Raw genomic sequence first — 15,689 nt, forward strand, 5'->3', positions numbered from 1 at the left:
AGTTCTTTAATGATGTTGACTTGATATGAAGTTTGTGGTAGAATATAGTATCAGATAGGACTACACAAAATTAATTACATCATTGGAGGCATCATTATGAACATTTCAACAAATCTAAAAGCTATTGATATGATAAAAGGTGAGATTTTATCGGAGATAGCACATCTTTACAGAACTCTTGCGGACTATGACGAAATAGGCGATTATGAGAGTGTTACAAATGAAATAGCAACGGTTATTGCTATGGATTACATACTTGCAAGACGGTTGGGAATCGGTTATGCAAGCATAGATAAAAAAATTTCCGAACTTCTCGGCATAGGTGAAGAAAACGGACACGAACTTGAGATAGAGTTTTCGGATATGTCGGAACTAAAGAAGTATTTAAAGAGCCGCTAAGGCTTACAGTGCATTAATGCACTTTGGAGGGACTTATGAGAAAACATTACGGACAAGTTGTTAAAACTTGCATTAAGATAGCATTTGCATCAGCACTACTTTTGATCATAAGCGGTGTACTCAGTTATGCGATTAAAGGCAAGGTTATAGCAATATTAGAGATAATTGCGGGGATAATAGCATTTTGTGCGGTTATTTTTATAAGAAATAAAAGAAATGAGAGTGTTAATAATTTTCTTGAAATTATGGCGAAAAGCTCAAATTCGATTTCGGCAAATATTATGGACTCTTTTCCTATACCTATTGTTGTTGTGCATATAGACGGTTCTATATGCTGGTACAACGGCAAATTTTCGGAATTGTTTTTTAATAAGGACCTTTTTGACACAAAACTCGAAAATTCAATATCCGATATAAAGTGGGGAGAAATTTTAAAATCAGCCTCACACTATGAAAAACGTATACGAATTGACGATAAGCGATATTTGCTTATTGCAAATACAATCAGAAACAGAAATATAAGTATTTCCGAAGATGAGGACAAGGTATCCGTATATATTTATCTTATTGACAGAACTGTTGAATATGAATTAAAAAGAAAATACGTTAACGAAAAAACAGATGTTGCGATTATCAATATTGATAATTATGACGATGTATTGCAACGTGTCAATGACAATGAGCAACAACAGATTTTGGCACAAATAAGAAAATGTATCAATGAATGGGTAGACGAATCAAATGCACTTTTAAAAGTAACCGACCGCGACAGATTTTATATGTTCTTTGAACATCGCTATCTTGCACAGTATGTCAGTAAAAAGTTTGATATATTGTATAAGGTGAGAAAAGTCGGTGAAGATATGAAACTTCCGGTAAGTATAAGTATCGGTATCGGCGTAGGCGGAAGTCTGTCGGAAAATGATATGTATGCAAGAAATGCACTTGATATGGCACTTGGACGCGGAGGCGACCAAGTCAGCATAAAGGACGATACACAGTATAAATTTTACGGCAGTAAGGCTCGTGATTATGAAAAGAGTACAAGAGTTAAAACAAGAGCTATTGCTGTTGCATTAAAAGACTTTATAAAAAATTCCGACAAAGTAATATTTATGGGACATTCCGGTGCAGACTATGACTGCTTCGGTGCGGCGGTAGGCTTGCAGAGAGCAGTCAGAACACTCGGCAAAAAGCCGTATATTGTCTATGACAACAATTCACCGGCCATAAAAAAAATGTATGACGACCTTCGTGCAATGAGTGAGTACAGAGGTATGTTTCTAAGCAATGACGACGCAGTCGAAAACGTTACATCAGATACATTGATAGTTGTGCTTGATACGCACAGACCGTCAATGTTGCCATGCCCGAAACTTATCGAAAAGGCAAGTAAGGTTGTGCTTATCGACCACCACAGACGTTCGACTGATTTTATTAATCCTTGTTCGCTTATTTATCACGAACCGTATGCGTCGTCAACTTGTGAAATGGCTACTGAATTATTGGAATATATGAATTTGGGAAGTTCACTTACAACCGTTGAGGCGGAGTGTTTGTATACGGGTATCTTGATGGATACAAAGAACTTTATAGTAAAAACAGGTGTCAGAACATTTGAGGCGGCTTCATATTTAAGACGTTTGGGACTGAATACGGCAGACGTTAAAAAGCTGTTTAACGTGAATAAAGAGGACTATGACCACAGAGCCGATATTGTAAAGACATCGAAAATTATAGTATCGCAGATTGCAGTCGCAAAGTGTTACACAAAGTATCCCAATATAAGAGTGATAGCGTCACAGGCGGCTGATGAAATGCTTAATATAGGTGATATTCGTGCGTCGATAGTTGTATATGCACAGGACGGCGGCGTGGGTATAAGCGCCCGTTCACTCGGTGATATTAATGTACAGCTTATTATGGAGTATCTCGGCGGCGGCGGACACAGTACCGTTGCCGGTGCACAAGTAAAAGACAAAAATGTAGATATGGTAATTGAGGACGTTGAAAAGGCTGTCTTTGATTACGTTGCAAATAATGAAAGTTAATTGGAGGAAGGACAATGCAAGTTATATTGACAAGAGATGTAAAAGGACAAGGTAAAAAAGGTCAGATGGTAAATGTATCTGACGGTTATGCAAGAAACTATCTTTTGCCGAGAGGTCTTGCCGAACCGGCTACAAAGTCGAATATAAACGTAATGAAGGGTAAGCAGGAATCTCTTGAATACAAGAAAAAAGTTGAGCTTGAAGAGGCAAATGCAATCGCAGAGAAAATGAAAGAAATCAAGGTTGTGCTAAAGGCTAAAGCAGGCGAAAACGGTAAACTTTTCGGATCTGTAACATCAAAAGATGTAGCAGAGGCGCTTACTTCACAACACCACATCAAACTTGACAAAAAGAAATTTGTTATGCCTGACGGCATAAAGACATTGGGAACAACGACTGTTGATGTAAAAATTTATACAGGCGTTGTCGGTAAGTTAAACGTAGTTGTAGAACAGATATAACTTTGGGGAGGTAATGGATTTATGGCAGAAATGTCGAATCCTGTTGACGTAATGGGCAGAGAACTGCCATATAGTCAAGAGGCGGAATTGGCTGTAATAGGCAGTGCTCTTACTAATTCGCACAGTGTTGCGGAGTCGGTTGAAATACTTAGACCGTCAGATTTTTACTTCCCACAGAATAAGGAAATATTCAGTGTAATTCTTGATTTATTTAACGAAAATGCGGCTATAGATTTTATTACCGTTTCAAATAAGTTGAGCCAAAGCGACAAACTTGAGGCTGTCGGAGGTATCGCTTATTTGAGAAATGCGGCAACAAATGTGCCGACAACAAGGCACGTGACGTATTATTCGCAAATAATTAAGGAAAAGGCAGTTTTGAGAACACTTATTAAAAGTGCCAACGATATTTCCGATATGGCTTACGGTCAGAACGATAAAGTCGAAAGAATAGTCGACCAAGCCGAACAGCTTATTTTTGACGTTACATCATCAAACAACAAGAGCGATATACTTCCTATAAGTGAGATATTCATGGGCAGTTATCAGGAACTTGTTGAAAACTCTTTAAATCAAAGCGGTATAACGGGTTTGCCTACAGGTTTTGATGAACTTAACAGACGTACGGGCGGTTTTCATGGCGGCGAACTTATTCTTATCGCCGGACGTCCGGGTATGGGTAAGTCAAGTTTTGCGGTAAATATAGCGGAACACGTCAGTATTACCGATAAAAAAACCGTTGCGATATTCAACCTCGAAATGCCGAAAGAACAGATTGTAAACCGTATTATATGCAGCCAGGCACTTGTTAATTCAAATAAAATCAGAACAGGTGATATAACAGGCGAAGATTGGGAAAAAATCGGTGCAATAGTAAACAGAGTTGCAACTGCACCGATGTATATAGACGATACTGCGTCAATAACGGTATCGGAAATCCGTGCAAAATGCAGACGATTAAAGCAGACAAAAAATCTTGAACTTATCGTAATCGACTATTTGCAGTTAATGCAGTCGAGCGGAAGAACAGAGAGCAGACAAAATGAAATTGCCGAAATTTCGCGTTCGTTAAAAATTCTTGCAAAGGAACTTAATATTCCTGTCATTGCACTTTCACAGCTTTCGCGTGCGGCTGAATCGAGAAGCGATAAGCGTCCCATGCTTTCGGACTTGCGTGAATCGGGTGCTATCGAGCAGGACGCCGATATGGTTATGTTTTTGTATCGTGACGAATATTATAATCCCGATACCGAGGATAAAAATTTGGCTGAATGTATTGTCGCAAAAAACAGAAGCGGTGAAACCGGTATGTTTAAACTTGGTTGGAAAGGTGAATATACTAAGTTTTCTAATGTTGAATTTGCATTGAAGGAAGAATAATGGTTTTAGATATTATTAAAAAGACCTTGCGTGAATATAATTTATTGAATAACGGCGACAGCGTGCTGGTCGGTCTTTCGGGCGGTGCGGATTCGGTGTGTCTTACTCACGCACTTTGGTCGCTGAAAAATGAATTTGACATAAAATTATATACGGCTCATATTAATCACGGCATAAGAGGCGAGGAGGCAAAGAGAGATGAACTTTTTGCCGAAAACTTTTCAAAAAAATTGAGCATTGAATGTTTTGTGTTAAATGCAGATATACCCCAAATTGCAAAAGATACAAATGTGTCGGAAGAAACAGCCGGCAGAAATGTGAGATATAATTTCTTTAATAAATTGTGCGAAAAATACGATATAAACAAAGTTGCAACGGCGCATAACAGAAATGACAATGCCGAAACTTTGCTTATGAATTTTATGCGTGGCAGTACGACAAACGGACTTTGCGGAATACCGTATGTCCGCGGAAATATAATTCGTCCGATATTGAATGTTTCACGAGATGAAATCGAAAAATATTGCAGTGATAACAGACTTGAATATATGACAGACAGTACAAATTTGACAGAAGATTACACACGCAATAAAATACGTCACACATTACTTCCGTATATTCAAAAGGAATTTAATACGAGTTTTATTAAAACCGTTACGGAAAATGCTTGCTTGATAAAGGATGACAGTGATTATCTTGACGGTATTGCGGAAGATTTTTATAAACATCACATCAGAAATTGTGCTGTTAATATTGAAGATTTGAATAATACGGATATTGCGATAAAAAGACGTGTTTTAAGATTGATGTTAAGAGATATTTATAATGGTCTTAACGATATTTCGTCAACATATGTTGCGGATATATTGTTGCTTGCCGATAAATCAAGCGGCAGACAAATAAATTTGCCGTACGGTATTGTTGCAAAAAACGAGTACGGCAAAATAATACTTGAACACAAAAAAGAAGAAACACAGCCGTTTGAAGTCAGTATTAATATCGGTGAAACAGTTTTTATTTCGGAACTTGACAAAAAAATTTCGGTATCTGAAACGGATATGCGAAATAAAGACGGTGCGGTATATCTTTCGTGTGACAAAATTGATAAAGTCATTGTACGAAACAGGCGAAACGGTGATAAATTTCAGCCTATGGGTATGAACGGTACGAAGAAATTAAAGGAATATTTTATAGATAAAAAAATTCCTAAAGATAAACGAAACAGTGTGCCGATAATTGAGATTAACGGCGAAATTGCCGCAGTCGGCAACAGAATAGACAAACGTTTTGCTTTCAAGGATAAAGGCATAAAAATAGAATTTTACGATAATTAAGGAGGCAGTCAGTTGCAGAAAAGATTTAAAGGACTCGGAGTATGGGTGGCAATGCTTATAGTTGCGTATCTGATTTATATGTTTGCAGTCGGATTCGGTGCATCGCAGACCAAAATGGTTTACTCTGATTTGGTCAACAGTATAAAGTCCGAACAGGTAAATTCGATGCTTGTGTCGGGAAATACCGTAACGGTGACACTTACAAACGGTGACAAAGCGAAGGTGAAAATTCCGTCACTTGACACGTTGCAGGCAGATGTCGGAAAAGAAATGAACGACCAAATGAATAAAGGCACTTTAAAGCAAGAGGCTTATGAAACCAAGATTTCATGGACGGCGGTTACAAATATAATTTTGATAATTGTATTTATATGTGTGTTCTTTTTCGGATTTTTGCGGAAAGGCGGTTCGGGTGCAACCAATTTTACAAAGAGCAGAGCAAGACTTAATGAGAACACCAAGAATGTGACATTTAATGATGTTGCGGGAGCTGATGAGGAAAAAGCCGAACTTGCGGAAATAGTCGAGTTTTTGAAAAATCCTCAAAAGTTTGTAAGTCTTGGTGCGAGAATACCGAAAGGCGTACTTCTTGTCGGCTCACCGGGTACGGGTAAAACACTTCTTGCAAAGGCGGTTGCCGGAGAGGCGAAAGTTCCGTTTTTCTCTATAAGCGGTTCGGATTTCGTTGAACTTTATGTCGGCGTAGGTGCATCGCGAGTGAGAGATTTGTTTGAACAGGCAAAGAAAAACAGACCGTGTATTGTGTTTATTGATGAAATAGACGCAGTCGGCAGAAAAAGAGGTGCCGGTATGGGCGGCGGTCATGATGAAAGAGAACAGACTTTAAATCAGTTGCTTGTTGAAATGGACGGATTTGGCGAAAATGAAGGCGTTATAATGATGGCGGCTACAAACCGTCCGGATATACTTGATCCCGCACTTTTAAGACCGGGACGTTTTGACAGACAGATTGTCGTTGACGTTCCTGACGTAAAGGGCAGAGAGGCTATTCTAAAAGTTCATTCGGCTAAAAAGCCTTTGGCAAATGATGTTGACTTGGAAGAAATCGCAAAAGCAACAGCAGGTTATTCGGGTGCAGACCTTGAAAACTTGATGAATGAGTCCGCTATTTTTGCGGCAAGACGAAACCATCTTGAAATAACAAGAAAAGATATTGAGGACGCAAACTTAAAAGTAATGATGGGAACGGAAAAACGTTCGAGAATTATTACCGAAAAAGAAAAGAAACTTACGGCATTTCACGAGGCAGGTCATGCGGTTTTGGCAAAACTTGTCGATAAAACATCGCATATTCATAAGGTGTCAATAATACCGCGTGGCAGAGCCGGCGGATATACGATGTATGTGCCTGATGAAGATAAAATGTACACATCAAAAAATGAGATGTTGGACAGAATAATTGTAATGCTTGGCGGCAGAGTAGCCGAAGAACTTACAATGGACGACATCAGCACAGGCGCGTCAAGTGACATTCAGCGTGCAACTGATATAGCACGTCAAATGGTTACAAAATACGGTATGTCAGAGGCAATCGGCCCTGTATCGTATGATGACGGCGGTGAAGTGTTTATCGGACGTGATTTTGCACACTCAAAAGCATATTCCGAAAAAACAGCCGCAGATATTGACGCGGAAGTAAAGCATATAATGACTTTACAATATCAGAAAACTGAACAAATTCTTACTGAAAATATGGCTGTACTTACACGAGTGGCTGAAAAACTTCTTGAAAAGGAAACTATTGACGGTCAAGAATTTGAAGAATGTTTTAATATATAAAAAGGAGGAAACAATAATGGCACAAGTAACAAAAAAGACTCTAATCGGTGAGGCTTTAAGCATAGATGAAGAAATCGCTCCAATACTAATGGGTATCGGAATGCACTGCCTTGGCTGCCCGGCATCACAGGGTGAATCGCTTGAGGAAGCTTGCATGGTTCACGGCGTTGACGCTGACGAACTTGTAAAGAAGATTAATGACTTCTTGGCTTCAAAGTAATAATTTAAAGCAGATAACCGTAGCTTATGCTACGGTTATTTTTTTATAAAAGTGAATATATATATGATTTAGATTGAATTATACGACACAATGTGAGAAATTTATTATATGCGAATTATTACCGATGTGTATCAAAAAAGAAATCTACCGTCAATGACAAAACATTTATCATTGTATGAAATGTTTAAATAAAGTGTCGGTTTTTGTGCATAGTATACTATAACATAATGAGTTCAACTGCTATAATAAGTTTAACAAATAAACAAAGAGAAAGCGATGGCAAAGGCGTCATAAAAAAACGCAGCCATCGCTTTTTGTATTAAAAGATGAGGTGAGTCAAATGCTAAGGATTGATAAGGTAACAAAAGAATTTCCACAGAGTAGTGGCGGAAGAAAGAGAGTGCTTGAAGACATAAGTCTTAAAATCGAAGATAACGAATTTGTCTGTATCTTGGGTAAAAGCGGATGCGGTAAAAGTACACTTCTAAATCTTCTTGCCGGATACACTGTACCGGATTACGGAGCCTTGTATCTCGATAAAGATATGATACACGGACCTTCGGCTGACAGGGGGATTGTATTTCAGGAATACGCGTTATATCCGTGGTACACAGTATTGCAGAATGTAGCATTTGGTCCATCGGTTAGAAAAGACCCGAATGCAGAAGAAATAGCAATGAAGTATATCAAAATGATAGGACTTGAAAAATATAAGGATTATTATCCGGACAGCCTTTCAGGCGGTATGAGACAGAGAGTCGGAATAGCAAGAGCACTTGCAAATAATCCGAGAATACTGTTAATGGACGAGCCGTTTTCAGCGCTTGACCCATACACAAGAGAAAAAATGCGAGAAGAACTCTTGAATATTTGGGAAACAGAAAAAACGACAGTAATATTTATTACTCACAGTGTTCCGGAGGCTGTATATCTTGCGGACAGAGTTGTAATGATAAAATCGGGAAAAATAAAAATGGATGAAAAGATTGATATCCCGAGAAAACGTGAGATGAACAATCCGAAATTTGTTGAGTATGTAAACAGATTTGAAGCAATGCTTTCAGACGGAAATCAAGTTGCAAAGACAACAATAACAAATGATTAAGGGGTGAGGAATATGAAGAAATTAAAAGAAAAAAAGTACGTATTACTAAACATTATGTCGATAGTAGCGTTTTTGCTGTTTTGGCAAGGATTCAGTATATACAATCAAACGGCTGAAATTATGAATCCGAAATACTTGCCCGGACCGATAGAGGTTGTACAAACGGTTATTGAATACATATTTGATAAAGGAACACTGTTCCAGCACATATGGACAAGCCTTTACAGAATACTTGGCGGATTTTTACTTGGTTCGGTAGTTGCGGTTGCGGTAGGTTATATATGCAGTAAGAGCAAGATAATTTCAAACATATTAGACCCAATATTCAATATATTCGGTCCGATTCCGGCTTACGCATTTATGCCATTGTTCATCATTTGGTTCGGTATCGGTGAACTTCCGAAGTTTTTGATGATTGCATATGTAACATTCTTCCCATTGCTGTCATATACGCGAGAGGGAATTAACAGTATTAATCCCGTATTGATAAGAGCGGCAATGAGTTTGGGAGCAAACCAATGGCAGATATTTAAGAGAATTACATTTAAAGCGGCATTCCCGAGTATCATTTCAGGTATGAAAACAAGCTTGGCACTTGCATTTTCGGGTTTGGTAGTTGCAGAAATGATGGGTTCGGATATAGGGTTAGGATATATCATAGTAGACTCTAAAAACTGGTTCAGAGTTTCGGATATGTTTATGGCAATGTTTCTTATTGCTGCCGAATACCTTGTTATTTACTTCCTACTTTCTTTCCTTGAAAAGAAGTTATTCAAATGGAAGAAGACAGGTATATCAGCAGTAGTTGAAAATAATTAAGAAAAAAGAATGGAGGAAAAGATTATGAAGAGTTTATTAGGAAAAGGAATTGCATTTGCATTGGCAGGAACAATGGTATTGGCAACCGCGTCATGCGGAGGAAGTGGGGACAGTAAAACGCAGACAGCCGATTCGTCATCGGGAAGTCTTGAAAAAGTTGAAATGTACACAATCCCTGACCCACAAATGTCGGCAGCGCATGTAATTGCAATGGAAAAAGGATATTATGAAGAAGAAGGTCTTGATGTTAATAATAACTGGGTTGCATCTGCACCTGACCTTGCACCGATGATTGCAAGCGGTGACGCAAAGATTTCACTTGCTACTACATATACAACGCTAAGTTGGGTTGAAAGCGGTATCCCTGTAAAGATTGCCGCACCGGTTGTTAATATCGGCGGTACACAATGTGTTGTTGCAAGACCGGGACTTGAGATAAAATCCGCAAAGGATTTGGAAGGTAAGAAAATCGGTATGGTAAACGGTGCGGAAGTACAGCTTGCTATTATGAATATGTGCGACCAATTCGGCGTTGATAAAAATTCATTACAATATGTAAATCTAACACTTTCAGACCAACTTACAGCTTTGCAAAAAGGCGATATTGATTTGATGGCTTGTTGGGAACCATGGATTTCACACGGCGTTGAGGCAGGCGGTACACTTCTGTTCTCGGGTTCAAAGAGCTACTTGCCTGAAAATAACGGTGAAACAGTTGACTGGTGTAACTTATATACTTGTTTGACAGTAACAGAAGATGTATATAACAATCAAGCAGATGTTGTTAAAAAGATTATCAAAGCACTAAAGAAAGGTACTGATTTCCTTAACAATAATCGTGAAGAGGCAATTCCAATCCTTGCTAAGCAATATGACCTTGATGAAGATTTGCTAAAGGGTATTATGGAAAAGAACGATTACACAATGGAAGTTGACGATACATTCTTGAATTCAACAGACGGTATTGCTGATTTCGCATTACAACAAAAAGTTACATCAAAGAAGTATGAACTTGCTGACTATATGAAACTTGGAGTAATGAAAGAAACACTTCCTGATTTGTATACATCATCAAACGTATTGGAATAGTAAATATATCTCCGTCGGATTAAAATTCGGCGGAGATAGAAAAAATTATATGAAAGGGTTTTCAAAATGAAAATTGTACAGATTGAGCCTTTGGGTATAACAGACGAACAATTAAAATCTCTTGTTGAAAAACTTGAAAATAACGGTGACGAATATATTGCTTACGATAGTCGTGAAACCGATACAGATAAACTCATTGAACGGGTAAAAGACGCAGATGTGGTTGTGCTTGCCAATCAGCCGTTTCCGGCAGAAGTGGTTGAAAAATGCGAAAAGTTAAAAATGATTTCGGTAGCATTTACGGGAGTTGACCATGTTGCAGTGGATGAATGTAAAAAAAGAGGAATATGCGTATGCAATGCGGCAGGATATTCGACTAATGCGGTATCCGAACTCGTATTCGGACTTATTATTTCACTTTACAGAAAGATTAATGAGGGTAAAGAAAATATGACTTCCGGTGTAAAAATGGCACCGGGTATAGAATTATCAGGTAAGAAATTCGGAATTATAGGTACAGGGGCAATAGGTTTAAAAACAGCAGAAATTGCAAAGACGTTTGGTTGTGAAGTATATGCTTACAGCCGAACAGAAAAACACATTGACGGAATTAAGTATATCACGCTATGTGACTTGATGAGAACTTGTGACATTATATCGGTACATGTACCGCTTAATGATTCAACAAAAGACCTTGTTTCATCAATGCTTATAGATGAAATGAAAAGCGATGCAATTTTAATTAATACGGCAAGAGGACCGATTATAGATAATGCGGCCTTGGCAAAAGCATTAAAAGACGGAAAAATAGCGGGAGCGGGAATTGATGTTTTTGATACAGAACCACCGCTTGCACCCGATTATCCGTTGCTTGACGCACCTAATACGGTACTTATGCCTCATATTGGTTTTTCAACAAAAGAGGCTCTCTATAAAAGGGCTGTTATAACAATTAATAATATAACTTCTTGGAAAAGCGGTGAACCGCAGAATGTAGTATAAAGCGAAAGGCTGTTGATTTATATGGGATTTTCGATTAGTAAGGAAAATATAGCAAAAGGACTTAATACTCTAAACACATTCAATTCAACGGAGGGAAACGGTACAACAAGAGTATTGTTTACAGATGAAGAAGTGAAAGCGCGAGAGTATATAAAATCACTTATGCAAGAGTGCGGATTGACTGTTACGGAAGACGCAATAGGAAATATATTCGGTACACTTGAAGGCACAGATCCGACATTGTCACCCGTATGGAGCGGCTCGCATATAGACACTGTGCTTAATGCCGGAATGTTTGACGGTATGGCAGGCGTTATATCAGCGATTGAGGCATTAAGGGCGATTAAAGAATCGGGACTTGAACATAAGAGAAATCTTACGGCAATCGTTTATACTTCCGAAGAACCGACAAGATTTGGTATATCATGTATAGGAAGTCGTGCGATGGCAGGTCATTTAACTTTAGAAGACAGTAAAAAAATGAAAGACGAACAAGGTATTTCATTATATGATTTGCTTGTAAAACTCGGTTTCCCGATTGATAAATTTGATGAAGTAAAAAAAGAAAAAGGCGATGTGTTTGCAAGTGTTGAACTGCATATTGAACAAGCCGCTGTGCTTGACAGATTAAAACTTCCTATAGGAGTTGTTGAAGGCATATGCGGAGCGTCGTATATTAATGTGACGGTAAAAGGAGTTCAAGAACATGCCGGCTCGACACCTATGGATATTAGAAAAGACCCAATGTGTGCGGCATCTGAAATTATTTTGGAAACAGAAAAGGCTGCGAATGAAATCAGCAGTATAAATGCGGTTGCGACTGTCGGTAAATTAAATGTTTTCCCAAATGCCGCAAATGTAATCCCCGGTCAAGTTGATTTTGTCATTGATATAAGAGATGTTGATATGGCCAGCAAAGACGGAGTTATAAAACGTATAATTTCCTTTATGGAAAAAGTGGCGTCTGAGAGAGGTGTTAAAATCGAATACACTGTAACGGGAAATGATGTTCCGAGAATGTCAGATAAAAGAATTGTTAAAATTCTTGAAGAACATTGCAAAGAAATGAAACTTCCATATAAAAAGATGGTAAGCGGAGCATATCATGATTCACTTCTTGTAGCGGAGTTTGCACCGATGGCTATGATTTTCGTACCGAGTAAAGACGGAATAAGCCATCATAAAGCTGAATTTACCGAAATGGCTGATATAGCTTGCGGAGCGGAATTGCTTGCAAATACATTATTTGATCTTGCGAATATGGAGGTGTAGTATATGCCAAAAGTTGCAGTATTTACAATCGGCGGTACTATCAGTTGTGTTTATGATGAAGAAAACGGCTCAATTCCGACATTAAGCGGTGAAGAGCTAATACATGAAATAGAAAATGATTTGCATGGGATTAAGGTCGAATTACATGACGTATGTCGTGTACCGAGTTCACAGCTTAATGCAACGGTAGGTTTTGAACTTAATAAGAAGATTGAGGCTTGCCTGCTAAAAGACGATATAGACGGTGCGGTTGTTGTACAGGGTACGGATTCTCTTGATGAAATGAGTTATCTGCAAAGTATATTGCACGGCGGCGATAAACCTATTGTTTTTACCGGCGCAATGAAAAGTCACTCGGAGGCACTGAGAGATGCAAGAGGAAATTTATTAAATGCAATAGAAACCGCTGCGGCGGATGAATCGAAAGGTAAAGGGGTACTTGTACTTCTTAATGAGACTATCTTTTCGGCTTATGATGTTGAAAAGATGAATACAACAAATGTGGACGCTTTCAGTTCACCTAACGGCTCACTTGGTGTAGCGTGTTACGGTGAAGTGAAGTATTATCACTATCCTATCAAAGAAAAGACATACAAACCTAAATATATTGAAGAAAACGTAGTGCTTTTAAAAGCATATACGGGAATGGACGATTTTTTAATAAGAGCATGCGTTGAGCATGGTGTTAAAGGTATCGTAATAGAGGCTTTCGGAGCAGGTAATTTATCTGGAGATATGCTTGAATGTTTACAAAGTACAGTTGAAAAAGGTATTCCGATTGTGCTTGTGAGCAGATGTATAGGAGGATATGTCGTACCGGTTTATAACTATTTAGGCGGCGGAAAAATGCTTATGGAAAAAATCGGACTTATAAACGGCGGTAATCTAAGCGGACAAAAAGCAAGAATGAAATTAAGCGTACTTGTATCAATGGGATATGATGCGGAACAAATAAAAAAGGAATTTGAACATAATCACTAAGTTACAAAACGCATAGTGTTTAAAAATAATATTAAGAAAATGGAGGATAAGATTATGAAAGACATTAAGGTATGTTACGGTATTGATGTTGACTGTGTGGCAGGTTGGCTCGGATCATATGGAGGAGAAGATTCACCGTGTGACATCTCAAGAGGTGTATTTGCCGGCAGAGTAGGTATTCCGAGATTGCTTGATTTATTCGACAGATACGGAATTAAAACAACATGGTTTTCATGCGGACATTCAATCGAAACTTTCCCTGAACAGATGAAAGACGTTGTTGCAAGAGGTCACGAAATCGGCTTGCACGGATATTCACACGAAAATCCGCTTGCAATGACACCGGAACAGGAAGAAAAAATTCTTCTTCACACAATCGACCTTGTTACTGAATTGTCAGGTAAAAAGCCGGTAGGTTACAGAGCACCATGGTGGGAATTCTCAAAGGTTACAAATGACTTGCTTGTTAAACACGGTATTAAGTATGATTCAAGTCTTATGCACGATGAATTTCATCCGTATTTTGTAACAACGGGTGATAAGTGGTATCCAATCAGATATGATCAAGACCCGGATACATGGATGAAACCAATGGAATTCGGTAAGGAAACCGATCTTGTTGAAGTACCATGTAGCTGGTATCTTGACGATCTTCCGCCGCAGATGTTTATTAAGTCAAGTCCAAACAGTTTCGGTTGGGTATCACCTGATGTTATCTTTGAACTATGGAAAAATCAGTTCGATTTCCTATATGAAGAAGGAGAAGGCGTATTCCCGATTACAATTCATCCTGACGTAAGCGGACGTCCTCAAGGTATTCTAATGCACAGAAAATTAATTGAATATATGAGAAGTAAGCCTGGAGTTACATTCGTTACATACGCTGAGGCATGCGAAGATTTTTTATCAAAAAAATAAATTGAATTTAAGCGGACAGGTGAAAGCCTGTCCGCTTTTTTAAAGGAGGAATAGATTATGAAAGTTGCAGTTATACAAATGACGTGTACAATCGGAGATAAAAACGCAAACTTTGAAAAAGCCGCACCGATGATTGAAGAGGCTTGCCAAAACGGTGCAAAACTCATTGTATTGCCGGAACTTTTTAATACCGGTTATTGTTGCAGGGATGATTGGGCATTAGCCGAAACAGGTAACGATAAAACATACGAATTTCTGAAGTATTATACCGTAAAATATGATACGAGCATAATGGCAGGATTTATAGAGCGTTCAAATGTTCCCGGACTTGTATATAATTCGGTTATGTATGTACATAAAAATGAAAAAGCAAAGATATACAGAAAGATGTATTTGTGGGGTGCGGAAAAGAATAGATTTATCAGAGGAGAGGAATTATCGGTATGGAAAAATGACGGTATAAATACAGCGGCTCAGATTTGTTATGAAGTTGGTTTTAGCGAGAATGCAAGAATGCTTACATTCGGCGGTGCGGAAATAATTTGTTACAGTGCGGCTTTCGGGCGTGCAAGAGGATATGCGTGGGATTTGGCAACGAGAGCAAGAGCATTGGAAAACGGTTGCTTTGTACTTGCGTCAAATCATTCATCGGACGAGGAAGGCCTTGAGTTTTGCGGAATGAGCAGAATTGTCAATACAAAAGGTGAAGTTATTGCGGAGGCAACTAAGGACAACGAAGTTGTAATGGCGGATATAGATATTAATGATATATACAAACAAAGAGATGAAATTCCGTATTTAAGAGATATAAGAACATCTTATTTAGGAAAAGAGTACAGCAATATAGAAAAATGAGGT

General features: G+C 38.4%; 15 protein-coding genes. All 15 read left to right on the forward strand.

Annotation, left to right across the window (positions count from 1 at the left end):
• The first annotated feature begins 96 nt into the window (after positions 1–96).
• Positions 97–399, forward strand: a complete 303-nt coding sequence (locus tag ACSAMO_RS00575) for a MazG-like family protein (RefSeq protein WP_022229248.1) — start codon at positions 97–99, stop codon at positions 397–399.
• 35 nt (positions 400–434) lie between these two features.
• Positions 435–2,450 (forward strand): DHH family phosphoesterase, encoded by a 2,016-nt coding sequence (locus tag ACSAMO_RS00580; protein WP_412579276.1) that lies wholly within the window; start codon positions 435–437, stop codon positions 2,448–2,450.
• A 14-nt stretch (positions 2,451–2,464) separates the two neighbouring features.
• On the forward strand, positions 2,465–2,911 hold the full coding sequence (gene rplI, locus ACSAMO_RS00585; protein WP_022229250.1) for a 50S ribosomal protein L9: 447 nt from the start codon (positions 2,465–2,467) through the stop codon (positions 2,909–2,911).
• A 21-nt stretch (positions 2,912–2,932) separates the two neighbouring features.
• Positions 2,933–4,291, forward strand: a complete 1,359-nt coding sequence (gene dnaB, locus ACSAMO_RS00590; RefSeq protein WP_337871017.1) for a replicative DNA helicase — start codon at positions 2,933–2,935, stop codon at positions 4,289–4,291.
• Complete coding sequence (tilS, locus tag ACSAMO_RS00595; protein ID WP_499209551.1) at positions 4,291–5,625, forward strand: tRNA lysidine(34) synthetase TilS; 1,335 nt, start codon at positions 4,291–4,293, stop codon at positions 5,623–5,625. The genes dnaB and tilS overlap by 1 nt, the downstream gene beginning before the upstream one ends.
• Before the next feature lie 51 nt (positions 5,626–5,676).
• A complete protein-coding gene (ftsH, locus tag ACSAMO_RS00600; protein ID WP_499210109.1) occupies positions 5,677–7,425 on the forward strand; it encodes an ATP-dependent zinc metalloprotease FtsH in 1,749 nt (582 codons plus the stop codon).
• A gap of 16 nt (positions 7,426–7,441) precedes the next feature.
• Positions 7,442–7,645, forward strand: coding sequence for a DUF1858 domain-containing protein (locus ACSAMO_RS00605; RefSeq protein ID WP_022229254.1), 204 nt, complete (start codon positions 7,442–7,444; stop codon positions 7,643–7,645).
• Between the two features lie 340 nt (positions 7,646–7,985).
• Positions 7,986–8,750 (forward strand): ABC transporter ATP-binding protein, encoded by a 765-nt coding sequence (locus tag ACSAMO_RS00610; protein ID WP_337600972.1) that lies wholly within the window; start codon positions 7,986–7,988, stop codon positions 8,748–8,750.
• A gap of 12 nt (positions 8,751–8,762) precedes the next feature.
• Positions 8,763–9,569, forward strand: coding sequence for an ABC transporter permease (locus ACSAMO_RS00615; RefSeq protein WP_499209552.1), 807 nt, complete (start codon positions 8,763–8,765; stop codon positions 9,567–9,569).
• Positions 9,570–9,593: 24 nt separating this feature from the next.
• Positions 9,594–10,658, forward strand: coding sequence for an ABC transporter substrate-binding protein (locus ACSAMO_RS00620; protein ID WP_499209553.1), 1,065 nt, complete (start codon positions 9,594–9,596; stop codon positions 10,656–10,658).
• Positions 10,659–10,724: 66 nt separating this feature from the next.
• Positions 10,725–11,660 (forward strand): NAD(P)-dependent oxidoreductase, encoded by a 936-nt coding sequence (locus tag ACSAMO_RS00625; RefSeq protein ID WP_337600691.1) that lies wholly within the window; start codon positions 10,725–10,727, stop codon positions 11,658–11,660.
• Positions 11,661–11,681: 21 nt separating this feature from the next.
• On the forward strand, positions 11,682–12,932 hold the full coding sequence (locus ACSAMO_RS00630) for a M20 family metallo-hydrolase (RefSeq protein WP_499209554.1): 1,251 nt from the start codon (positions 11,682–11,684) through the stop codon (positions 12,930–12,932).
• Between the two features lie 3 nt (positions 12,933–12,935).
• Positions 12,936–13,913 carry an asparaginase gene (locus ACSAMO_RS00635; protein ID WP_499209555.1) on the forward strand — a complete coding sequence of 326 codons (978 nt, stop codon included), beginning with the start codon at positions 12,936–12,938 and terminating at the stop codon, positions 13,911–13,913.
• 54 nt (positions 13,914–13,967) lie between these two features.
• Positions 13,968–14,831, forward strand: a complete 864-nt coding sequence (locus ACSAMO_RS00640) for a polysaccharide deacetylase family protein (RefSeq protein WP_482489930.1) — start codon at positions 13,968–13,970, stop codon at positions 14,829–14,831.
• A 57-nt stretch (positions 14,832–14,888) separates the two neighbouring features.
• Positions 14,889–15,686, forward strand: a complete 798-nt coding sequence (locus ACSAMO_RS00645) for a carbon-nitrogen hydrolase family protein (RefSeq protein WP_482489932.1) — start codon at positions 14,889–14,891, stop codon at positions 15,684–15,686.
• Positions 15,687–15,689: the final 3 nt, after the last annotated feature.

This window comes from Ructibacterium sp. SJQ-7 (assembly GCF_054696575.1).